The organism is Lacinutrix sp. C3R15, from assembly GCF_018860825.1.
GTDB lineage: Bacteria > Bacteroidota > Bacteroidia > Flavobacteriales > Flavobacteriaceae > Oceanihabitans.
In genome coordinates this window covers 302,370-325,572 of record NZ_JAHKPZ010000004.1, presented here as the reverse complement: position 1 = coordinate 325,572, position 23,203 = coordinate 302,370, and the positions used below count along the sequence as shown (strand labels likewise).

Annotated in this window: 18 protein-coding genes; 4 read left to right on the top strand and 14 right to left on the bottom strand. The window is 31.4% G+C overall.

Features of this window, described 5'->3' with window-relative positions:
• Window positions 1–5: 5 nt before the first annotated feature.
• Genes KO494_RS01415 through KO494_RS01405 form a run of 3 tightly spaced genes read right to left on the bottom strand, consistent with a single transcriptional unit; the run spans window position 6 to window position 2,717 of the window.
• Window positions 6–1,007: a type I phosphomannose isomerase catalytic subunit gene (locus KO494_RS01415; RefSeq protein ID WP_215965795.1), complete on the bottom strand. Its 1,002-nt coding sequence runs from the start codon at window positions 1,005–1,007 to the stop codon at window positions 6–8.
• Window positions 1,008–1,018: 11 nt separating this feature from the next.
• Complete coding sequence (locus KO494_RS01410; protein ID WP_215965794.1) at window positions 1,019–1,504, bottom strand: glycosyltransferase; 486 nt, start codon at window positions 1,502–1,504, stop codon at window positions 1,019–1,021.
• A 28-nt stretch (window positions 1,505–1,532) separates the two neighbouring features.
• A complete protein-coding gene (locus KO494_RS01405; protein WP_215965793.1) occupies window positions 1,533–2,717 on the bottom strand; it encodes a response regulator in 1,185 nt (394 codons plus the stop codon).
• 180 nt (window positions 2,718–2,897) lie between these two features.
• Here KO494_RS01405 and KO494_RS01400 point away from each other — a divergent pair, with 180 nt between their 5' ends.
• Genes KO494_RS01400 through KO494_RS01390 form a run of 3 tightly spaced genes read left to right on the top strand, consistent with a single transcriptional unit; the run spans window position 2,898 to window position 8,712 of the window.
• Window positions 2,898–5,987, top strand: coding sequence for a hypothetical protein (locus KO494_RS01400; protein ID WP_215965792.1), 3,090 nt, complete (start codon window positions 2,898–2,900; stop codon window positions 5,985–5,987).
• Window positions 5,987–7,204, top strand: coding sequence for a hypothetical protein (locus KO494_RS01395; protein ID WP_215965791.1), 1,218 nt, complete (start codon window positions 5,987–5,989; stop codon window positions 7,202–7,204). The genes KO494_RS01400 and KO494_RS01395 overlap by 1 nt, the downstream gene beginning before the upstream one ends.
• Window positions 7,198–8,712 (top strand): glycoside hydrolase family 2 TIM barrel-domain containing protein, encoded by a 1,515-nt coding sequence (locus KO494_RS01390; protein WP_215965790.1) that lies wholly within the window; start codon window positions 7,198–7,200, stop codon window positions 8,710–8,712. Before KO494_RS01395 ends, KO494_RS01390 begins: the two co-directional genes overlap by 7 nt.
• 102 nt (window positions 8,713–8,814) lie before the next feature.
• Here KO494_RS01390 and KO494_RS01385 read toward each other — a convergent pair whose 3' ends face one another.
• The 3 genes from KO494_RS01385 to KO494_RS01375 all read right to left on the bottom strand — a co-directional run bounded on the left by KO494_RS01385 (window position 8,815) and on the right by KO494_RS01375 (window position 12,496).
• The gene (locus tag KO494_RS01385; RefSeq protein ID WP_215965789.1) at window positions 8,815–10,035 is read right to left on the bottom strand and encodes a glycosyltransferase; all 1,221 of its coding nucleotides are present in this window, start codon (window positions 10,033–10,035) and stop codon (window positions 8,815–8,817) included.
• Between the two features lie 909 nt (window positions 10,036–10,944).
• A complete protein-coding gene (locus KO494_RS01380; RefSeq protein ID WP_215965788.1) occupies window positions 10,945–12,189 on the bottom strand; it encodes an oligosaccharide flippase family protein in 1,245 nt (414 codons plus the stop codon).
• Between the two features lie 28 nt (window positions 12,190–12,217).
• A complete protein-coding gene (locus tag KO494_RS01375; RefSeq protein WP_215965787.1) occupies window positions 12,218–12,496 on the bottom strand; it encodes an STAS domain-containing protein in 279 nt (92 codons plus the stop codon).
• 152 nt (window positions 12,497–12,648) lie between these two features.
• Here KO494_RS01375 and KO494_RS01370 point away from each other — a divergent pair, with 152 nt between their 5' ends.
• Window positions 12,649–14,709, top strand: coding sequence for a tetratricopeptide repeat protein (locus tag KO494_RS01370; RefSeq protein ID WP_215965786.1), 2,061 nt, complete (start codon window positions 12,649–12,651; stop codon window positions 14,707–14,709).
• An 80-nt stretch (window positions 14,710–14,789) separates the two neighbouring features.
• Here KO494_RS01370 and KO494_RS01365 read toward each other — a convergent pair whose 3' ends face one another.
• From KO494_RS01365 to KO494_RS01330, 8 genes are all read right to left on the bottom strand, one after another.
• A complete protein-coding gene (locus KO494_RS01365; RefSeq protein ID WP_252730214.1) occupies window positions 14,790–15,581 on the bottom strand; it encodes a thioredoxin family protein in 792 nt (263 codons plus the stop codon).
• Window positions 15,582–15,587: 6 nt separating this feature from the next.
• Window positions 15,588–16,151 (bottom strand): TlpA disulfide reductase family protein, encoded by a 564-nt coding sequence (locus KO494_RS15940; protein ID WP_252730213.1) that lies wholly within the window; start codon window positions 16,149–16,151, stop codon window positions 15,588–15,590.
• Window positions 16,152–16,439: 288 nt separating this feature from the next.
• Window positions 16,440–19,046 (bottom strand): T9SS type A sorting domain-containing protein, encoded by a 2,607-nt coding sequence (locus tag KO494_RS01355; RefSeq protein WP_215965785.1) that lies wholly within the window; start codon window positions 19,044–19,046, stop codon window positions 16,440–16,442.
• Window positions 19,047–19,167: 121 nt separating this feature from the next.
• The gene (locus KO494_RS01350; protein WP_215965784.1) at window positions 19,168–19,662 is read right to left on the bottom strand and encodes a CAP domain-containing protein; all 495 of its coding nucleotides are present in this window, start codon (window positions 19,660–19,662) and stop codon (window positions 19,168–19,170) included.
• A gap of 315 nt (window positions 19,663–19,977) precedes the next feature.
• Window positions 19,978–20,691, bottom strand: a complete 714-nt coding sequence (locus KO494_RS01345) for a LytTR family DNA-binding domain-containing protein (protein WP_215965783.1) — start codon at window positions 20,689–20,691, stop codon at window positions 19,978–19,980.
• 9 nt (window positions 20,692–20,700) lie between these two features.
• Window positions 20,701–21,018 (bottom strand): Hpt domain-containing protein, encoded by a 318-nt coding sequence (locus KO494_RS01340; protein WP_215965782.1) that lies wholly within the window; start codon window positions 21,016–21,018, stop codon window positions 20,701–20,703.
• A complete protein-coding gene (locus KO494_RS01335) occupies window positions 21,005–22,069 on the bottom strand; it encodes an ATP-binding protein (protein ID WP_215965781.1) in 1,065 nt (354 codons plus the stop codon). The genes KO494_RS01340 and KO494_RS01335 overlap by 14 nt, the downstream gene beginning before the upstream one ends.
• A complete protein-coding gene (locus KO494_RS01330) occupies window positions 22,069–23,202 on the bottom strand; it encodes an FIST signal transduction protein (RefSeq protein WP_215965780.1) in 1,134 nt (377 codons plus the stop codon). The genes KO494_RS01335 and KO494_RS01330 overlap by 1 nt, the downstream gene beginning before the upstream one ends.
• Window position 23,203 lies beyond the last annotated feature (1 nt).

Sequence of the window (23,203 nt, the reverse complement as noted above, 5' to 3'; positions counted from 1 at the left end):
TTATATTAAGACGCTTGTTGCATGTTTTGCACCAATCCTTTATCTACATAAACCTCTAATAATTTTGCATTAGTAGCGCTAAATGCAACCTCTTTTGTATTGGCAGGAATTAAAATAGTTTCACCCATTTTTATGGTTTCGGTATGTAAACCAGCAGCTATAGTTGCTTCACCTTCTACACACATAAAAATGACAAAAGAATCTAAGCTACTGTAATCCTTTAGTTGGTGATTGGTTACATCTAAAATGTTGGTTGTAAAATATTCACAACTTACTAAACTAGCACTTGCATTTGGTTGTAAATTATATGCTGCTTTTCCGTTTGAGTCAAACTGTTTGGTTGCTTGTTCTGCTAATTGGGTGTGTAATTCTCTTTTTTGTCCAGAATCATCCGTTCTATCCCAATCGTAAACACGATAAGTAATATCGCTTGTTTGTTGTATTTCTGCAGCTAATACACCTGCACCAATAGCATGAATTTTTCCTGCAGGAATAAAAAAACTATCTCCTTTTTTTACTTGCTCTCTATTAAAAACAGCATCTACATTATTTGCATTTATATGGTTTAAAACCTCTGGATTTGTAGTTTTATCCTTTAAGCCTAAAACAATATCTGCTTTTTCATCGCTATCCATAATATACCACATTTCTGTTTTACCAAAACTATTATGGTGCTTTTTTGCCATGGTATTATCTGGATGCACCTGTACAGACAAATCTGTTTTTGCATCTAAAAATTTAATTAATAACGGAAAATTATAGCCAAAATTTGCAAAGTTCTCTGTTCCTAAAAGCGCTGCTTCATGATTTTCAATTAACGTTTTTAAATTTTCTCCTTTATAAACACCATTACCTACTTCTGAAATGTTTCCGTTTACATCAGAAATCTCCCAACTTTCACCTACATTATCTTTGTTTGTATCTTTTCCTAAAAGGTTTCCTAGTTTGTTTCCTCCCCAGATTTTTTCTTTTAATATTGGATTGAATTTTATTGGATATACTTTCATAATTGTTGTTTTTATAGGTTTGTTTGGTATTGAAGATTAATAAAATGATTATTAACTTTTAATTGCTTTAAATAATCTGTTACAGAAAATAAACGCTGTTTTAAAGTTTGCTTCTTTTTTAAAGCGTAATAATTATAGTTTAAAATGAGCTCTTGGTTTTTAGATATTACTTGTAGCAAACCATTTAAACCATGGTGCTTTATGTTTAACATATTTATGGATACATACCCTAAATGTTTTAGATTAAATGCATTATACATATATCTGGCTCCTGCTTTTACTGCTGCATTATCTGATGTAAATTTTCTAACATTAACTACAGACACATTACTACAAGACGCTTTTACTGTTTTTAATAATTGATACGTATCATCTTTACTATCGTTATTTACTAAGCATAATTCTAGATTTGCAGTTTGCTTGATTTGATCTATAAAAAAAGAAGTATCTATTTCTTTTTCGTTATTATGGAAGATGATAATAATACCTAATTTCATAAATTTGGTAGTTCTAATTTTTAGTTAATTAAACAGTATGTAACGTTGTTGTAGCTACAGGTTTTACTATTTGCTTTTTAGCTCTATACACCCAAGCAATCTGCGCTAATTGTCCTACAATTTTTACAGAATCTTTCATAGATAGTTTAGAACCATCTGCATGGACCCATCTTTTTAATGGTTGCTCACAAAGCATTGCTTTTGCTTCATTTAATCCAAAATGAATACGCATTCTTTTAAAGATCTCTACATCAAAAATCCATTGGGTTACAAATTTTTTACCAAATGCAATGTCAATTACATCTTTATGAAAGATTTTAGCACCACATTGCGTGTCTTTAAAATCCATTTTTAAAATCTTTCTAATTATAAAATTGATAGTTAAACTAATTATTTTTCTTGCAGATTCTTTAGTAATATTTGCTCCCATTCTTGAGATTCTTGAACCACTAACAATTTTAAATTCTGAAGTTTCAATAGTTTTTACTAAATCGTCAAAATCTGCTAAGTCTGTAGATAAATCTGCATCAAGAAAACCTATATAATCTAAATCTTCTTTTTTAGCCATGTGTAACATTCCTAAACGTACAGCTTCTGCTTTTCCTCCGTTTTTTTCACAGTCATAAACAGTTATAAAGTCTTCTCTTCCCTTTTGTAGTTCTTTTAAAACGTGTAAGGTTTTATCTTTACTCCCATCATTTACAAAACATAAATGGTAACCAGAATTTTTATCGATATAAGAAATAAACTCTTCACTTAATAAACGTTCTTCTTCATTATAACAAGGGATAACAACACCAACACAACGCTCTTGTATCATTACATTACTTTTAGCGACTTTGTGTTGCATTACTGGAGCACCAATTAATCGTTTTACACGTGCACTAATTTCATTTAAGCTTAATGGCTTTTTCATGTAATCGTTAATACCTAATTCAAAACCTTCAGTAATTGTTTCGTCTTTAGTATCTCCAGATAAAACCATGATTGGTGTTTGAGAATTTTTAGTAAGTCTTATATATTTTACAACTTCTAATCCAGAAACTCCTGGCATATTAATATCTACTATTACTAAATCTGGACTAAAAGAGTCATATAATTCTAATCCTTTAGCTGCATCTGTTTCTATTTGCACTTCATAACCTAATTCGGCTAATCTTTTTTGTAAAGGCAGTAATACTAATTGTTGATCATCTATTGCTAAAACTTTCATAATAAGTGTATTTATGTGTTGTTGATGGTACAAATGTACAAGAGAAGACAACCCTAAATTTGTTATTTAGTTTAACCTATAGCTAAGTGTCGACGAATGGTAGATTGCTATAGATAATTAAAAATGGAAGCACTATTATATTTATTTATCTTTACCATATTATTGTAGCTTAGGCTTTAAATGAAGGAAACCTCAAATAAATACTTAATCACTGCCATTCTTTTAGGATTGGCTTTTCATGGTAGTTCTATATTTTTTACTTTAGAAACTACTTATGATGCCTTAATACATCTGTTTTTTGCAGATCATTATGCTAATAGTTGGTTTGAACCATGGAACTATGAGTGGTATACTGGTTTTACGGTTCAAAGTTATCCTCCTTTAGTGCATCAATCTATAGCGCTACTCTCTATGATTGGCGGTTTAAAGTTTGGCATGTTTAGCGTTGCTTTAATTGCTATAGTTTTATTTGTTACAGGAGCCTATCGTTTTTCTTTATTAATAACAGGTAACAAAACTGTAGCCGGTTATGCTTGTGTACTAGCGGTGTTTTCTTCTTCGTTTATAGAAACACTTCATATTTTTGGACAATTACCAAGTATTGTTGGTGTTTCGGTATTAATGCATGCCTTACCAGAGATTTACCTGTGGCTAAAAACAGGTAAAAAATGGTACTTAGCCACATCGCTATCTTTAATAGCTGTTACTGTTACTTCTCATCATGTGACACCCATTTTTGGAATGGTATTTTTTATTTTTCCTTTAATAGGAATGGTCATTATGGATGTTTCTCGAGAGCAAGTAAACACGATGAAAGAAGTAACTTTCAAAATATTTTTGAATACTTTTTTCAAACTTTTTAAGCGTATTTTAAGCTTTGGAATGTTATCCTTAGTCCTCATTGTAGGTTGTATTTTTCCGTATTGGTTAAACTCAAAAGCTAACCCAATTACACAGGTTCCTATTCCACATGGCTCACGTGATAACTTTCTAGAAATCACCTCCTCTGGTTTAGTTTTCTTTTTAATTCCATGGGGAATTTTATTAGTACTATTACCTTATATATTTTACAGGTATTACAGCAAAAGGTATTTGTTTTTTGGTTTATCTGTAACCATTTGTACCATTTTAGGAACAGGAGGAACCACGCCAATACCTTTAAAAATGTTAGGCGAAACTGCATTTAATATTTTAACCTTAGATAGATTTACCCTTTGGGCTTCCATCTTATCTATACCACTAATGGGCGAGTTTGCCTATCGTTTTACAGAAGGCGATTTAAAAGCGCGCATTCAATCTAAATTTGGCGCTGTTTATCACAGAATTATTGGTGGCATATTAGCAGGACTAATGGTATTTATGGTAGTTTTTACCATGAGTCTTAACTACTTTAGACCCTCGCAACCACAGAAAATAAAAATGTTACCTATTGTGAATTTCTTAAATCAAGATGATCATGATAAATGGCGCTTTTTAACCTTAGGTTTTGGAGACCAAATGGCTTGGTTAAGTGCACAAACCAACGCCATGACAGTAGATGGTAACTACCACTCTGCAAGAAGACTACCAGAGTTAACCACTCGACCTATTGAGCGTTTAGAAAACTCTAAGTTTAAAGGAGTTGCTGGTATAGGATCTTTACAGCAATTTTTAACCACACCAGAAAAATACAATCTAAAATATATATTTTCTAACGATAAGTTTTACGATCCTATCCTCTACTTTTGTGGATGGCAACGCTTACGTCAATTAGAAAACGGTATTATGGTTTGGGAACGTTTAAACATTCCTCCTGTATCTTCTATTTTACCAAAAGAAGATGTTGCTAAATGGCTAAAAATACATTGGGGAATTATGCCTTTTTTAACCGTGTTAATCGCATTTATTTTAAACATACAAATGCTTTGGGTAAACATGTTAAAAACACGTATAAAATCTACACCTGATTTTTTAAAGTTTCCAACTAAGTATCATAAATTTAACAGAAACGTACTGCGCATTACACATATCTGGTCTCTATTTTTAGCTATAGTTGTGTGTTATGGTATTTATTTATTTTACCTAAAAAACGATTCGCAACGCAGCCCTGAAAACGCCATTATTGCTTATTATGACGCTTTAGATTTTAAAGAATTTGAAAAAGCACATAGCTTAATCGACCCCGAAAACCAGCTACCTATTGCACAATACATGTTAGAAATTTCTGTAACCGATGGTTTACTAAGCAGCTATGCCAAAATGGATGCTATTGCAACAGAAATTACAACACATAACGATAGTACAGTCTCTGCAAAGGTGACAACACAATGGATTACACCTTTAGAGAAAATTGAAAAAATAGATTATAAATCCTTATCCAAAAGAAAAGGAAAATGGTATTTACAACCAGATGATTTAAATAACGATTTACCACCAGACCAACTATACGCTAACAATGCAACAAAATACTTTAATCAAGGTAGACGACGCATTACAACAGAACAAACCCATCATGAAGACATTTTAAAACAACCTGTCTTAGAAGTTATTTCGGCTAAATTGGTGCAATATGATGGTAGTTATGCCATAATTGGTGAAGTACAAAATATAGATAATGTACCTGCAGATGTTATTTTAAAAGGAACCTTATACAACGATGACAATAAAGAACTCGCTACTTACAATGCTAAATATCATGTAAAGCATAAATTAATGCCTAAAGAGTCCACTAGTTTCCGTATTAATTTTGAAGGCATTGCTTGGTCTAGAACCCAAGATTCTATTCCAGATACGTTTAATCCAGATGAATTTACTCCTGTTGCCTTTGAAGAGCAACCTACCAAATTCAACTTGCAAGTAGCAGGAAATGTTTCAGGGTCAGATTTATACAAAAATGTAGTATTAAGCGCTATTGATATTAAAGAAGAAACGATAAACGGAAACTTATTTAATAGTGGGATCCAGGAAATTACCATACCTCAACTATTAATTACCTATTACGATACTAATAAAAACATGGTTTGGGTAGATCATTTATTTGTAAAAGAAGGCGTGCGACAACAACGCAAACAAGATTTTGAATATAGAATATTAAAAAATGGACAAGTAAAAATCATTAACACCAATATGGATAACATTTTTGTAAATGGCTTACCAAACGATGCTATTGCTGGAAAAATAGTGCCAAACAGAATAGAAAACCATAGCGATGCGCAATTACAAAAAATAGATCATCCCGATTTTAGTTATATTAAAATAGAAATTAACACATATATAGGAAGTCCAAATTAATGCAAGGTATACGCACATTCATATTTCTTTTAGGTTTAATTTTATTATCCTCTTTTGCTGTTGCGCAACAAAACGAAACAAGGCCTCCTAGCATCTTATTAACTACACAAACAGATTATGAAGTTGGAAATGCTGTTGTTTTAGAATTTACGGCTTCCGAAGGCGAAAAACCACTACTCTATTGCTCGAATAGTTATGGTTCAACTTTGGTTGAAGCATTATTAAAAAACAATGTAATTCAATATAAAATACCAGAAAACATCACTAAAAAAACTGGAGTTGTTCTTTGGAAATTATTACAAGAAAAAGAATCTGTTTCAGGGCAATTTAACCTTAATCCAAAAGCAGAAGTAGCCACCATAGAAACCTATATTGGTCCGCCAAGTATTGAAGCTGGAGAAACAGATTACACCATGTTGGTTGTTATTCCTACCGATTCTCTAGACAACCCTGTACCAACAAACACCAAGGTAAATGCAAAGTTTCAGTTTTTAGCTTCCGAAGAAAAAGAAGCCATTTTTACCAAAAATTTAATAGCTTATAAAAATATATATTCCAAAAGAAAAAGTGGACGAATGTTAGTTTCATCGGAAAGTTTAGGAGTCAATTCAAAAGAATTCACTATTCAGGTATGGGCTGCAATTCCTACAGATTTTAAAATTTCAGCAAAGCGACCACATAATTACGCCGACGGAAATCAGGTTACAACTTTTGCAACTTCTGTAATTAAAGACAAGCAAGATAACGTGGTTAGCGATGGTACATTTGTTACTTTTTTTATAACCACTGAAAACGGAAATATTTTAAAAACGACAGGAACTACTATCAAAGGAATAGCAACTTCTAAAATGATTCATCCCGATTTTAAAGATACCTGGAACATAAAAGCTTATATAGATGGTATGGCAGAAAGCGATACTATTACACTAAATTACCAAAGTGTTATTGATGATTTTGATATTGCCTTTACCAACAAAAATCGTAAAATTTTAGTTGGCCCTTTGCAAAGTTTTATGAAGCAAATGATTCCCGATGGTTTGCAGGTAAAACTATTAATTTACAAAAATAACACGCTTGTAGATACCATTACAAAAACATCTTTTAATGGCTATGTTACCTTCAATTTAAAGCCTGCAGTGTACCAAAACGGAAATTATAATTTCCGTGTAGAAACTGCTGGAATAGCCAAAACATTTAATAACAAAAAACTATGGTAGGTCTTAATAAAAAAATACTACGTACCATTTTAATAAGCTCATATATTATGATTGTAGCCTTGATTATTTCTGGTATTAGCGCGCTTTTTAGCTACCTAAATACTGGAGCAGATAGAAGTACCATGCTACATACAGAAATACAAAAAATAGAACAATATGCTCCAAAATTAATCTGGGAACCTTTAAACAATGAAGGTAGGCCAATGGATAACGAAAACCTTAATGCCTTACAGAATGATTATTTAGATGCTTGGTATGTAAAACAAGTGGCTTACAAAACAAACAAAACTGCTGGTATAAAAGATTATTACACAGATAGTGCCAGAGAAAATTTATATGCTTTTATTGCATTAAATAAAGCCGAAAACACAACCATTGAAGCTACAACACTAAACCACAACCCTACTTTAGAGTTTTTTAGTGAAGATGGACAACTTGCTGTTGTTACAGATAAAGATGTTGTAGAGTATAAGCGTATTTTTAAAGCAGAAAAACTAGTATTAGAAACTACAGAAACATCTACCTACAAAATGGTGTTTTTGTTAGAAGATGGTTTTTGGCGCATAAGACATTTGGTAAAAGAAAGTAGTAAGCCTTTTAAACCAAAAACAACAAAAATAGAAACCGATAGTTTAATTATTAAAGGGATAAATTATTATCCGAAAGCTACACCATGGAATATGTTTGGAGACGCTTTTGCGAAAGACATTATTGCTAACGACTTTAAAATTATTAAAGATGCTGGGTTAAATTCGGTAAGAATTTTTGTGCAATATGATGACTTTGGCAAAGCAGCTGTAAACCCTAAAAAGCTAGACAAACTAAAACAAACTTTAGATGCTGCGGAAGAACAAAACCTAAAAGTGGTTTTAACGTTATTTGATTTTTATGGCGATTATTCGGTGATGAATTGGACCTTAAACCAACGTCACGCAGAAACCATAGTATCTACTTTTAAAGACCATAACGCTATTATTGCTTGGGATATTAAAAACGAACCAAACCTTGATTTTGATTCTAGAGGAAAAGAAAATGTAATTGCTTGGTTAGACAATATGATTGATTTAGTAAAATCTGTAGATACTGTACACCCTGTCACTATTGGTTGGTCTAACACCCAAAGTGCAGCAATTTTAAAAGATAAAGTAGATATGGTATCGTTTCATTATTATGAGGCCTTAGAACATTTAGATGCTGCTATAAAAACCATGAAAACCCAAATACCCGACAAACCTTTAGTGCTTCAGGAATTTGGAATATCTTCTTATGGTGGGTTCTGGAAACCGTTTGGTTCATCTGAAGAAGACCAGGCTAATTACCACAAAAAAATCCAAGAAATAATTGCTGCTAATAAATTGCAATTTATGTCTTGGACTTTATATGATTTTGTTGATGTACCAAAAGCCGTTGTAGGTAGTAGGCCTTGGCGTAGAAACACCCAAAAACATTTTGGGTTTATTGACAAAAACGGAACAAAAAAAGCTTCGTTTAAATATATTAGTAACTAACAATTATGCCATTAAGAACAAAGCGAAGAATCTTTTAAATTAACCGACTTAATTTAAAAGATTCTTCTGTTTTTCTTTTTTCAAAATAGCTATCGTTTCATTCTATGCATTTGTAGGTTTTAATGCATTTTTACTTTGAGGTATTTTTTTATTTATAATTCTATCAAAATTAGATAAGTACATATCTGCAATTTTTTCCATTGGGTATGCTGTTGCCGCTTGGTAATTTGCTTTTCCTAAAGCTATTCTGTGTGCTTCGTTGGTTACAATTGCTTCCATTGCGATTGCTAAACTAGCAACAGATGTTGGTTCAAAAAATTCTCCTTTATATCCTTCGTCTTTTACTAATAAAGCAAGATCTCCTAAATCTGGCATCACTACTGCTTTACCATAACTTCCTGCTTGGTGTAAAACTCCTGAACTTCCTGTTGTTGCTGTATATGGAAATACAACTACTGCACTTTCTTTAAATAAGGTTGGTACTTCATGTTCTTCTACATAACCTGTAAAACGTACTTGTGGCACATGCTTATAATCTTCTTGCACTTTTGCCAAGTAACCTGGCACATTTGGGTTGTCTGTTCCTGCAATTACAACTTCAAGATCTAATCCTGTAGACGCTCTTACTTTCTCAACAGCTTCAATCATACCTTCTACTTTTTTGTAGGTACCAAATTTACCAAAAGTCATTACTTGTAAAGGTCCTTGAGGTAAACTGTATTCTGGTTTTTCTTGAGAAATTTCGAAAGTTCCGTGAGGTATTAAAGTAACATTTTTAGCATTATATTTTTTCTCTAAAATGTCAACATATTTTTGCATGGTTACAGCAACAGTATCGGCTTGTAAAATTAACTTAGTTAAGCTTGTACCAATAAAACCATATAATTTTTGCATGATTTTATTACTTGTAAATCCTGCAGATCCTAAATCTACTTCTTCTAAAATATTATGTAATAATACAATGTTTGGAATATTTTTCAACTTGCAAACTAATGGTAACATTAAACCTAAGGCTGCTGCAACTTTTTTGTCTCCAAACTTCATAAATTGCAAGTTAAATAAAACTGCATCTGGTTGTATATTATTAATGGCTTTAGTAACGTTTATAATGTTTGTGTAGCTATTAAATTCCCAACATTCTTTTACGGTAACCTTGCAACCATCTTCTGTAAAAGCAATGTCTTTTGCTCCTTCGGTTTTATCTGTTAATAAAACAATTTCAGTAACATTTTCTTTTTGTCTAAAGTGCTTTACTAAATGATAAGCGTACTCATTTAATGTTACTTTACTTGGTGGATATGCTGTTACAATTGCTAGTTTCATTGTTGTATATTTTTAATATTGTTTCTTAATTACACTACAAATTTGCGTTTTATAACTAACTAAATCATACAACTTTAGACAGATTACATATTACTGTAGACGAATGGTAAGAAGGTGTCGTTTTACCTTTTATATTATTTCATTCCTAAGAAAGCACGACTGAAGAATCTCTTTTTTATAGTAAATTTTAACAATTAGATTCTTCGCTGCGCTCTGAATGACATGGTAACTCTGAATGACATAGCAACTCGAAAAGCACAACTAAATACAACTAAAAACCACGCTGTCATTCAGAAGGAGGAACGACTGAAGAATCTCCTTTTTTATATTATCATTTATTAATTAGATTCTTCGCTGTGCTCTGAATGACATGGTAACTCTGAATAACGTAGCAACTCGCAAAGCACAACTAAATACAACTAAAAACCACGCTGTCATTCAGAAGGAGGTACGACTGAAGAATCTCCTTTTTTATATTATCATTTATTAATTAGATTCTTCGCTGCGCTCTGAATGACATGGTAGCGCTGAATGTCATAGCAACTCGAAAAGCACAACTAAATACAACTAAAAACCACGCTGTCATTCAGAAGGCGGTACGACTGAAGAATCTCCTTTTTTAATATTTTCATTTATTAATTAGATTCTTCGCTGTGCTCTGAATGACATGGTAACTCTGAATAACGTAGCAACTCGCAAAGCACAACTAAATACAACTAAAAACCACGCTGTCATTCAGAAGGAGGTACGACTGAAGAATCTCTTTTTTTATATTATCATTTATTAATTAGATTCTTCGCTGCGCTCTGAATGACATGGTAGCGCTGAATACTATAAACAGAAAAAGCTGTAGTAAAAACCACAGCTTCTTCATTTATATAGACTAATAATATAAAATCTTAGGTGTTTTTATTTCTTACGTTTGGTATTAAAAACAAAGAAGAATATTTGTACAACAAGTAATAAAACCATTGCTATAATTTGCATGTGCACGACTTGCTCTAAACTATGATGAAAAAAGATAACTAATCCCATTTGAAGCATTCCGAAGACTCCAGAAATTACTACAGGAACAAATTGATCTAACGATAGGTAGTAGTATGCAAAGATGTTAGATATGGCAAATAAACCTGTTGCTAAGGCATACTTCCATAATAATGGAGCCATAGCTAAATAGCTATCTCCAAATAATAGGGTAATTGCAGTTTCTGGAAACAAAGCACAACCTATAATGATAGCAGTTGCTATTGCTGCAATGTAACCAACATATTTAAATAAAATTGGCGCTGTTTCTTTTCCTTCTTTTTTAAGCTGAACTACTGTAGGTAATAACAACATAACAAACATCCAGGCTACAAAGTATACAATACGACCTATTAAGGCTAAGGAAGCATATAATCCCGCTTCATAAGCATCAAAGTAATGTTTTACTAATAAGATGTCACTATTGTTAATTATAATTTGTGTAAACTCATAAAACGCTGTAATTATAAAAAAGCTTCTTACTTGTTTAGATTGGCTTGCTTCCATAGCAATAGACTTTTTAATGCTTACATTTTTAAATTCAAATGGCATTAATCCAAACCCGAAAGAAATTAAAATTCCTATAGCAATCACAATAGAAGATTGTATATTAAATAAAAAGATTAAAGCTAATGTTATAACTAATCTGCTTAACATTTCGGCTTGATAAGTAATTGATAGGTAATTGAATTCCTTTTTTCCTTGAAACACACCTCGGTTTACACTCATTAAAAAGTACAAAGGCACTCCTATACCAAAAATGGTAAACATACTTGAAGTTGAAGTATTAAAAAGGTTTTGTAATTGGTTTGCAAAAACCACTATTAATGCTCCTAATCCTAAGCCAACAATCGTTGCATTTTTATAAATTTTAGAGATGAAATTTTTAAAGGTATCGTTTTCAAAAACCACAGAAAATTTTGCGGTTACTAATTGAAAGGTCATGGCTACAAAAGATAGCACTAACAAAAAGGTAATTAACACTGCTGCATCTGCAAATTGTGCTGGACCTAATACACGACCCAAAATAAGATTGTACAAGTAGTTTCCTCCATTTACCGCTAATACGCTTAACATAAATATTTGTTCTGGAGTTATTTTTTTCGATTTTAATATAGATAAAGCTTGCATCTTATTCTGTGTTTTATATTAGTAAAAATTAGGCTACGTTTAGACACTTAAAATCTTCGTAAATATCTTTACAACCATAACCAACTACAAAAAATATATTGTTGTTATGTATGGCATTTCTGTACATTTCTTTTAATACACGCATTCCAGACACATCAATTTCTGTAACCTTATCAATATTTAAAGTAAAATTCTTACTCGTATTTAAAACAAGACTAAAGTAATTTTTAAAACTATTTAATGTACTTGCGTTTAATGCGCCTTCTAATGTTATTATATTCTCTTTTTGTGTAATTGTAAGTGCCATAATTATTATTTTTATATTGTTTAGGTCTTATTGCTGATGCAAAGATGCGTTGAAAACCCTTGAAAGTCTTTTAAATTTCGACGACTGGACAATTGCTGTAGATGAATGAATGCAAAGGAATGCCTAACTTGCAAATGATTTAAAACAAGAACATGAAACTTAAATTTTTATTCCTACTTACCTTAATATTAACAGCATCTTTTAGCTTTGCGCAAGACATGCAACAAGGCTTTACCTATTTAGAAACGGGTAAGTACGCTAAAGCGGAAACATTTTTCTTAAATATATTAAAAGAATATCCTGATAATAAAACAGCAAGACTATGTTATGGTCGTGCCATTGGGTTAAACGGAAAACCAAAAGAAGCAAACACACTTTTTACAAATCTATTAGCCGATTATCCTACAGATTTTGAGGTAAAACTTAATTATGGAGAATCGTTATTATGGAATAGTAATTTTACCAAAGCCAAAACCTATTTTAAAGGTTTAATAGAAGAAGATCCAAAAAGCTTTCCTGCATTGTTAAGTTATGCCAATACACTTTCTAACCTAAAAGAATATGAAAAAGCTCTAACATATGTAGATAAAGCACTAGAAGTATTACCAGGAAACCCAAATGCATTAACCTCTAAAAAGTACATATATTTAGGGTATGCATACCAAAAACAACAATCGCAAAAATACGATGAAGCCGAGTTATTACTAAAAGAAAACCTAAAGTTATTCAATAACGACAAAGACACTTTATTAAATTTAGCCAACCTTTATCTTATTGCTAATCGATTAGACGATGCCAAAGCCACGTATCATTTATTAGCAGAAAACCCAGAAAACAAAATCTCAGCATTAAATGGTTTGGCTTTAGTTTCCCATTTAAACGGAAAGGAAAAAGATGCCTTACAATTAAGTACACAAGCTTTTGAGAGTATAAACAAAACTACAACAGCAACACTTACGCAACAAACCACAGAACGTTATGCTCAAGCCTTAATTTGGAACAAAAAATACAAATCTGCAGAAACGCTTATTTCTAATTTAATAGCAACCAAACCCAACGAAAATTGGGTTTTAGCATTACGTGCAACACTTAACATTTACAAAAGTGACTTTAAAAAAAGTGTAAAAGATTATGACCAGATTTTGGTTAACGACAGCACTTCTTTTGATGGAAACTTAGGAAATGCAAATGCTTTAAAAGCATTAGGAAAATATGAAGATGCATATACTTCTGCAGAAAACACCTTGAAGTTTTACAAAAACCAAAAAGATGCAACAAACTTTATAAAAAACCTCAACACCACCTTTACTCCCTTTTATGAAGGAAAAGCTTCCTACTCTTTTGATAATGGAGATAACGAAGCTTTTGCATTTAATAATACTTTAGAATTTCCTTTTTCCACAAAATTTAAAATCTTAGGAAGTTATAATTACAGAAGCACAAACAATCCTGTAACAAATAACGAAGCAACTTCAAACGACTTTAGTTTAGGTATTTCCTATCAATTATTCCCAAACACAACTTTTAAAGGAACAGCAGGTTTAACTTCGGCAAAAGCAACTACCAATGACTACACCCAATTTTTAACAGATATTTCTATAAACATAAAACCGTTTAAACTACAAGATTTAACCGTTGGTTATAAACGTGAATTACAAAGTTTTAATGCCGAATTATTAGACAGAGAAATTGTACAAAACAACTATTATGCAAACTACAGTTTAAATACAAATTTTAACTTGGGTTGGTTTACACAGTATTTTTATACCAGCCAGAGTGATGATAATGCCAGAAACTTATTATTTACTTCTTTATATTATAACATTTTACCAAAACCATCCTTAAAGGCAGGAATAAACTACCAATACATAACCTTTAAAAACCAAGTACCAACAATCTATTTTTCGCCAGAAAAATTTAATGCGGCTGAAGTATTTGCTAATATTATTAAAGACGAAAACACAGCAAAACCTAAAGAATGGTTTTATGAGCTAACAGCTGCAACTGGTTTACAATATATTGATAATGATAGCAGCCAAAGTACCTATCGCTTTCAAGGAAAATTAGGTTATAAGTTTTCTACTCGTTGTATGGCAAATATATTTGCTACACGAAGTAATATTGCATCTGCAACTGCAGCAGGATTCACCTATAATGAGATAGGTATTCGTTTTAAATGGTTGTTGTTTGAGAAGCCAATTTTTAGAGAGTAAAACCTTTGTATTTACAATTGGTTACAAAAAAAAACACAAGCATAATGCTTGTGTTTTTTTTTGTGAATTTTAGATTTTAATTAACCTCTACTAGGTTTTACAGGACATCCTATTGCTTTTGTTAAAGTAATACTTGGCGTTTTACCTGCTTGTAAAGCCTTAATTGCATCTTCTACATACTTCACTTTTACATCTTCAGGAGATTTAGAATTATCATCTATTGCTCCAATATATTGTACTTTACGATCTTGGTCTAATAAAAACACGTGAGGCGTTCTAACTGCTCCATATTGTGGATATATTTTTTGTCCTTCATCTACAAGATACGGAAACGGAAATCCTTTTTCTTTTGCTCTTGCTTGCATTGCAGCATAGCCTTCTTTTTCATTTTCTGGACTGTTTGGGTTAATTGCAATTACAGAATAACCTTGAGGTGCATAGGTATTATGCAATGCAATTAAACGGTCTTCATATAATTTGGCAAAAGGACATTCGTTACATGTAAACGTTACAATATAACCTTTAGCATTTTCAATACTTGCTAAAGAAACCATAGAACCATCTACATTTTTAAGACTAAAATCGGTAGCAACTTCTCCAATTTTATAACCCCCTATTTCTTCTAAAGTTTTTGTTTGCTCTGGACTTCCTCCTCTAGGTGGACCTTTTCTGTCTCCTCCAGGAGGAGGCCCTTTATGATCTCCATCATGTGGATGTCCTTTTCCATCTTCTGGATGTTCACCATCTGGACCATGTTGGTGGCGTTTTTGCTCTTTAACAGTTTCTTTTTTATCACTAGCTTTATCTTTACAAGAAACTAGTACAATTGCAGATAGCGCAACCATAGTAAGTATTACAGATATTCTCTTCATTTTTAATTAATTATTTAAGGTGTTATTTATTTCGGTTTCTAAATCTTCTAAACTCGCAAAAGATCGTTCAAAAAAAGCACGTTTTTTATTATTAAATATAATAGTAAATGGTATTGCTCCAGACCAATTAGCATCAATTTTATTTATCCATGTATTTGCATCAGGATCGTCTAAAATTACCACTTTATTGCTTATGTTTTTTTCTTTTAAAAAAGGCTTTAGTTTGGTATCTATGTCTTTAGGAAAATCCATACTAACCAACAGTACCTCTACCTCTGGATTTTTATTTGCATATTCTTGAATATAAGGAAGCTCTTTTACGCAAGGCGCACACCACATAGCCCAAAAGTTAACAATATAAGTTTTGTTACTTTCTGTATACAATAAAGGTTCTAATTGGTCAAAATTATAAACAGGAATACTTTGGTTACTAGAAGTATTGGCAGAAATTGTTTTATTTGGTGTAGCTATTTCTTTTTTACTCTTGTTACAACTTATAGAAATACAGAATACAAACAGCAGCAAAAAAAACGGTTTTGCATTGTTTTTTAAAACTTTAGGTATTATCAAAATCTTATTTTTATTTTATTAGACTTTAAGCATTGTAAAAGGTTTAATTTATATGCAATAATTTCTGTTAGGAATAGTCTGTTTTTAAAGTACCAACAATTTATTAAACGTAGTTTCTCTACATTCATGCTTCCTATTTAACATACCAATGCATCCTTTTAAATAAAAAGGAAACTTAAAAACAAAAAAAGCAAGACCCCTCGTGTTCTTGCCTTTTATAGAAACCAACTTATAAGCTATTATTCGTTTTTAGTTTCTACGCTATTAATCAGAATTAAATAATTAGGGTTATTTTACTAGTAATTTTAAAGGGTTATAATTAGTTTGTGTACTTGTTAATTTACAGATGTATAGACCAGAACTAAGGTTCTGTCTTTGTATTTCTATTTGGTTTTTACCTGCTTGTGCATTTACGGTTTTAGCAAATACTATTTTTCCTAATTGATTATAAATAACTAGTTGTACCGCTTCGTTTTGATTTGTTGTAAAGTGAATGTTAGAAGCATTTACCATTGGGTTTGGATATGCTTTTAAAGCGTTTGCGCTAATCACTGTTTCAAAATTGGTTACAGATAAAGTATTTCCTGTAGAGAAACGTACGTTTTGCAAATGCATCTCTTTTGTTGTTCTTGAACCATCTTCACTTACCATTGTAAAGACTATGGTAACAATATCATTTAATTGTAAGTCTTGGTTTAAAGAAGAAGTAAATGCAGAAAAAGGAATTGCAAAATCTTGAAATTGATCTGTTAAAGCAATAGTTGTTTTATATTGCTCATCCCAATTGGTGATGCTTTGTTTTACAAAAGCTATTTCTAAGTTTCCAGTACCTTTTGCTTTTAGTTTAAAACTATCATAATCTGTTAGATCTACTGCTTTAAAACGTGGTGTTAATGCTCTATAAGCTGCAAAATAAGTACTTGTTGTTGCATGTAATTCTAGGTTTCTTTCTACCGGAAAATCTTCAGTATTAAAAGTATCCGTATTAGCTGAAATAGTGTAGTTATTTACTACTGTATCTGGTTGCGAATCATCTATTCCCCAAGGACCATCAGACATAAACAAATCGTCTGGAGTGTTTACACCATCTCCAATTCTAAATCCTATATCAAACAGGTTTCCTGTAGGTACTTGTATATCTGTAATGTAATTTTGGTTTAAGTTAAGGCTAGACGATGTATAATTAAACGCGCTAGTTTCTGTTACTCTGTAACCAGAATCTAAGGTTACATTTTGCGTTGCATTGGTATTTATTATTTGAAGATCTAGAGCGCCATTGTTATATTGTCCTTTTCTAACAAAAACTGTTGGAGGTGTAGATAACTGGTAATCTGAAATTGGTTTTACAGCTGCCAACAGGTTTAAAACTTCTTGTGACAGGCTATATAAATCATCTATAGAATTGGACCATATTTGAAAGTTATAGAAGGTTACATTTTCTTCGTACGCATCTAAATTCCAATGCGATTCTACCTCAAAATTAGCATCGTTGTTTTTTATTTTAGCAGATAAACTCAATACGTATTCAAAAGAACCATCTGCATTTTTTATAATAGATTTAATAAATGCTTGTTCATTAAGATCTACGGTAGACACCGAAATTAATTCTGCTCCTAACAACCTATCGCAGATATATTTAGTGTGTTCATATACGCCATTTTCAGTTTTTAAAGCTAAAACCGAAGCTATAGAGGCATCATTTTGCATATAATCTACAGCGTACACTTCTGTTGCATTGGTAATTTGTAATAAATCTGTTGGTGTAGATTCTACGGCATAATCTTCATTAATAGTTGTTAATGGCACAAAATCTTGCAGCTGAAAACTACCATCTGTTCTGCTAGTATAATTTACATTATTTGCAGTAACACGCTTTGCCGACATTTGGTCAAACGCATAACTTTTTTTAGCACGATTAAAGTTACGTTTGCTAATTGCTTCAGATAATCTTCCGTTACTTTCTAAGCCACCATCGTTAGCTGTTGTTGGAGGCGCAATCACTTCGCAGCTACCAAAACCAGAACAAGAAGGGTCTTCGCAATCTATTAAACCATCGCCATCATCATCAATACCGTTATCGCAAATTTCTTGAGCTACAGGAGCTGTTGGGCAACGTGCACCATCGTTACTAGAACTTGAAGGGCCAAATGCAAATAAGTTAGAGTCCATAGTAGATGTCGTGTTTAAATCTTGAACACTTTGTATTACATAAATAGTTCCTGTTTCATTAGCAGAAATATAAAAACGACCATCTGCATCAAAATAAACAGCTCCATACGTATAGCCTAATCCAGATAAAATTGGTACTTCACCTAAAGCCTGTACCACACTTGTTGTTGGGTCTATTCGATATAAAATATTTGAAGATTTTTCTACTGCATATATATTACCATCTACTGCATTAAATGCCCAATCGTGAATGCTAATATTTTGTGATAAATTTTCTGTAGATAGGTATTGTGTATAGGTTGCTGAATCAGGATTTAAATCCACTTTAAAATAGCTTGTTCCTCCAGCTTTCATATAATAAATACCCTCTGGGCTAATATCTCCAACATATTTATTTCCTGTAGTTAGTTCTGGTATGGTAAAAGAAGTTGTTTGAAAATCTTTACCAATTCTAATAATTGTTTTAGAAGGTGTACTTACATATCCCCAAATAAAACCATCTGCAGGATTGTAAGCTGTTGCATTAATATTTCCATCTGTAATATCTGTTGCAGCTAGGTAAGCGTTTCCAGACGCCAAATCGATTGCGTATACATCATTACGTTGAAATAAGTATGCACTAAAATCGCAATTAAAAGGTGTGTTTTGTGCATGTAATGTAACACTTAATAGCAATAATGCAATTGCTAGTATTTGATTATTTAAGGTGTGTACTTTTGTTTTCATGGTTGTATATTTCTTATTTACAAGACAAATTTACTTTACAAATTAGCCTTAAAATGTGTTTTTCGTTTAGTGCAATTTTAGTGTAGACGAATGGTAATTATGTGTAGATAAACTATTTTAATTATAGTTTTATAAAAATATTAGTAACATAATCTTTACCTGCTTCATCTTTTTTAGAAGAAATACCAAAATCTGTAAACGTTGTGTTTTCTATTGTTTCTCTATGACCTTCACTTTGCAACCAAGCATTAACTAAAGATGCTGCAGAAGAATAACCATAGCCAACATTTTCTGACACCTTTATTGCATGAACTGCTTCTTGTAAGTTTTGAGAACGTAAACTAAAGTTATCATGACTCAATTCGCCCTGATCAACCATATATTGGTTATGCGTAATTGCTTCAAACGAAGCATGGTCTATTATATTTAAAGCATTAATACCTATTGAAATTCTGTGTGCATTTATTAACTCTGCAATTTCATAATCTAGAATGGTGTATTCTACTTGTATGGTTTCTGCACTAAAGGCTTTTTCGGTATTACTTGTTTCTTCTACAGAACAAGATGTTAAAAAAGCACTTAATAAAAAGACTGCTACTATGACTATTTTTTTCATCGTGATTAGGTTTATTTGATGACAAAACTAGACGGAAAGACTATTATTTTTTATGTTTTTCGATTAGTGCATTTCTAAGTATAGACAAACAGTAAACCACTGAAGACAAACACAATAAACACTGTGTTACTTTTATAAAATTTTATGCATAAAAAAAGACAGAAAATTAGTTTTCTGTCTTTTTTTTATAGAAATCAATATACCCTTAAACTGATTACTATGTAAAGGTAATAGGAATACTATTAATTGTTATTTTAAATAGAGTTTGAAAATGTTTTAAGACAAACGACTTAAAAAACCGATGTAATACTAGATTTACAATAAATTTAGTCTTTTCATTAATTCTGGTCTATTAGATCTGCTAACAGGAATAACATCTTTTTTAATTAAAACACTGTTATCTTCAATATCAATAATTTTCATGACATTAATAATATATGACCTGTGTACTTTTAAGAACAAACTATCAGGAAGTTTTTCTTCAATTTTTTTTAAAGTAGAATGTACTGTATAGTTTTTATCTTCGGTTTTAACCTGAATATAATCTCCTTTAGCTTCTACTAAATAAATACTTGGTATATCAATTTTAATTAAGCGTCTATCAATATTTACATATAAATCATTACCAGAAGTAGCTGCTACCTTTTCTATTTTTGAATTAGTTGCAACTGGTTTGTTCTGTTTTGCTTCGGCTTTAGCTATAGCTTTATTAAAACGTTCTTGGGTTATTGGCTTTACCAAATAATCTACTATACAATCATACTCAAAAGCTTGAATTGCAAAATTAGGATCTGAGGTAGTAAGAATTATTTTTGGAGGAGTTTTTAGGGTTTCAATAAAATCGAAACCTGTAAAATCTGGCATATGTATATCTAAGAAAATTAAATCTACTTCGTTTTGATTTAAGTATTTTATGGCTTGCATTGCATTAGGAAACTCTTCTAAAACAGTAAGACTTGGCACATTAGAACACAATTGCGAAATAATCATTCTTGCTGTAGCTTCGTCGTCAATAACAATACAATTCATAAGGTAAATTTAAAGTTCTTCTAGGTATGTTGTTATGCTATTTAAAATAGCTTCAAATGCTTCTTTCTGGTTTGTAGAACCTTCAAGTAAATTATTTTCATAAGCTACGGCAACGTCATACCCTTTTTCAAGGCCTAAAATACTAATTTTATGTTTAAGTTTATGTACATTATCTGCTGCTAACTTATAATTTTTAGCATTATAGTTATTTAAATACACTTGTTTCTCTTCTGGAAACTCTTTTTTAATAACGTTTATTAATTTTTGTTTAAAAGCTTCATCGCCTCCAGACAAGCTGTTAATGTAAGATTGATTAGGCTGTTCCATTGGGTGATTTTTTTAAGGTGAAATAAAAAGTGGTTCCTATATTAACTTGAGATTCTAGCCATATTTTGCCACCATATAATTCGACAATTTTTTTTACAATAGACAAACCAATACCTGAAGAATCTGGATTGTTTTCTAATTTTTCAAAGGTTTTAAAAATTTTATCAAAATAAGCCTCTTCAATACCTTTACCATTATCTTTTATATAAAATTGCCAGTATGTATCTAGGTTTTTTACACCAATTTCAATAGTTCCTTTTGCTTTATCATTATACTTTACAGCATTGCCAATTAGGTTTTGAAACAGTTGTTGTAACCTGTATTTATCTCCTTTAATTATTGGTAAATTGGTTTTTGTAATATGAATATGTTTAGGAATATGAAGCGTTTTTATTAAGTTATCTATTAGATTGTTTACGTCTACATCATAAATTGCTACTTCATTTTTACCAATGGTTGAATACTCTAAAATACCACTAATTAAGGTATCCATTTTTTCTACATTGTCTCTAATAAGGTTTAACGTTTTTATACCATTAGCATCAAAAATATCGTTATAATCTTGTGCCAACCAAGCCGTTAAGGTATCAATACTACGCAATGGTGATTTTAAATCATGAGACACCATGTGTGCATAGTCACTAAGTTCCTGATTTTGGTGTGCTAATTCATTTAAAAGCGCTTGTTTTTGCTTGTTCATTTCAATGATCTCTTTGGTTTGATTATCTATAAAATCTACCAAATTAGAACCTGTTAGCTCAACATTTCCTGGTTTATGGTCTTCTTCTAGGTTATAATATTTTAGGGTATTAATAACACTTTTTAACTTCTCTATTACTTTTTTTTGTTCTTCTGCTTCGTTTTGTAATTTTCTATTAGCAGCATATAACTCATCAGAACTAATAGACATAGCTCTTTGAATCATGCTAGATTGTTCGTCAAAATTATTGTAAGAAAGATTCACCGCATTAATAAATGCAGCTATTTCGGCATTATTTTTTAAATCTTCGCTTAAATATTTACGAATCTGTCTTTTTAGTAATGAATTCATTATTCGCTAATTAGCGTTACAGTCATGGTTTGGTTGTGTAATTGACAAGCCATTTCGTTATTAAAAGGCGCAATTTCGCCATAAGAATAAAAACCACTAATAACGGCGTCTTTACCTATAACCTCAATAACCTCTTCAATTTCTTCTTCTACACGTTGATCTAGCACTAATTTTCTACCAATACAACTTACTAATATTGCTAATTCTGGTTTATTATTTCTGTACTCTAATGCTTGCTTAGCGGCACGTTCTGATGCGTTTGCAATATGATCTACATTGGTCATCATGAGCTGTACTTTAGAGTTTTCTTTAATATCTCCTGCTAGAATTACAGCATTTTCATCTTCATTTATATTTAAAATAGACCTTACAATAGATTGTTTTTGGTCTGTAGACTTCACATTTAAAGGATATAATAAAGCTGCTCCTGGTAAATCTTTAGCTTTATCACCTAAATAGGTTTTGTATAAATCAAGAGCTGGTTTGCCATCTAACTCAAACAAGGTATTTCCTTTAGATTTTGTTACTGTACGCTCTGGTCCAAAAGGTGTCCAACCACCATGAATAGAAAAAGAAATTTCTAGTGTGTCTCCATAAAAGCCAATAGCCACTAATTCTCCTTCTTTTGGGTTTTCATTGTAGGCTGCTAGTGTTTTTTCAAAACGAGCATCATCACCACATAAACCTCCTGTTATTATTAAATTATCTGCTGGAGCAGCACTCATACCTTTGGTAAGTTGGCTACCATTAATAAAACTACCTTCAGAAACTACAAATACATATTTTAAACCTTCTGGAGGTAATTGTTTAATAAGATCATTTCCTGTTTTATAGCTATCTAAATCTGCGTTTAAAACATTACTTGTTTTAATTACAAACTTACTTTTTTCAAACTCGATAGCTGTTATAGTAATGCTATCTTGATTTACTGTATTCGATGAAATTTCTGCACATGAGGATGCAAAAACAATATGTCCATCTGGAAATAATTGCTTAATATCTTTATAAACATCTTTGGCTTCTAACATATATCTGTTACCAAAAACCAAGACTAAAGGTTCTTTTAACTCTTGTTTTTTAATAACATATTCCCAATCTTTATTTTTATGTTTTACTAATTGTACAGTTTTCATG

What these genes read in the sequence shown, in the direction of transcription:
- KO494_RS01355 (WP_215965785.1), bottom strand. Translation starts at nt 19,046, where the DNA reads ATGAAAACAAAAGTACACACCTTAAATAATCAAATACTAGCAATTGCA.
- KO494_RS01345 (WP_215965783.1), bottom strand. Translation starts at nt 20,691, where the DNA reads ATGAATTGTATTGTTATTGACGACGAAGCTACAGCAAGAATGATTATT.
- KO494_RS01415 (WP_215965795.1), bottom strand. Translation starts at nt 1,007, where the DNA reads ATGAAAGTATATCCAATAAAATTCAATCCAATATTAAAAGAAAAAATC.
- KO494_RS01370 (WP_215965786.1), top strand. Translation starts at nt 12,649, where the DNA reads ATGAAACTTAAATTTTTATTCCTACTTACCTTAATATTAACAGCATCT.
- KO494_RS01380 (WP_215965788.1), bottom strand. Translation starts at nt 12,189, where the DNA reads ATGCAAGCTTTATCTATATTAAAATCGAAAAAAATAACTCCAGAACAA.
- KO494_RS01365 (WP_252730214.1), bottom strand. Translation starts at nt 15,581, where the DNA reads ATGAAGAGAATATCTGTAATACTTACTATGGTTGCGCTATCTGCAATT.
- KO494_RS01385 (WP_215965789.1), bottom strand. Translation starts at nt 10,035, where the DNA reads ATGAAACTAGCAATTGTAACAGCATATCCACCAAGTAAAGTAACATTA.
- KO494_RS01395 (WP_215965791.1), top strand. Translation starts at nt 5,987, where the DNA reads ATGCAAGGTATACGCACATTCATATTTCTTTTAGGTTTAATTTTATTA.
- KO494_RS01405 (WP_215965793.1), bottom strand. Translation starts at nt 2,717, where the DNA reads ATGAAAGTTTTAGCAATAGATGATCAACAATTAGTATTACTGCCTTTA.
- KO494_RS01375 (WP_215965787.1), bottom strand. Translation starts at nt 12,496, where the DNA reads ATGGCACTTACAATTACACAAAAAGAGAATATAATAACATTAGAAGGC.
- KO494_RS01340 (WP_215965782.1), bottom strand. Translation starts at nt 21,018, where the DNA reads ATGGAACAGCCTAATCAATCTTACATTAACAGCTTGTCTGGAGGCGAT.
- KO494_RS01335 (WP_215965781.1), bottom strand. Translation starts at nt 22,069, where the DNA reads ATGAATTCATTACTAAAAAGACAGATTCGTAAATATTTAAGCGAAGAT.
- KO494_RS01410 (WP_215965794.1), bottom strand. Translation starts at nt 1,504, where the DNA reads ATGAAATTAGGTATTATTATCATCTTCCATAATAACGAAAAAGAAATA.
- KO494_RS01330 (WP_215965780.1), bottom strand. Translation starts at nt 23,202, where the DNA reads ATGAAAACTGTACAATTAGTAAAACATAAAAATAAAGATTGGGAATAT.
- KO494_RS01400 (WP_215965792.1), top strand. Translation starts at nt 2,898, where the DNA reads ATGAAGGAAACCTCAAATAAATACTTAATCACTGCCATTCTTTTAGGA.
- KO494_RS01350 (WP_215965784.1), bottom strand. Translation starts at nt 19,662, where the DNA reads ATGAAAAAAATAGTCATAGTAGCAGTCTTTTTATTAAGTGCTTTTTTA.
- KO494_RS01390 (WP_215965790.1), top strand. Translation starts at nt 7,198, where the DNA reads ATGGTAGGTCTTAATAAAAAAATACTACGTACCATTTTAATAAGCTCA.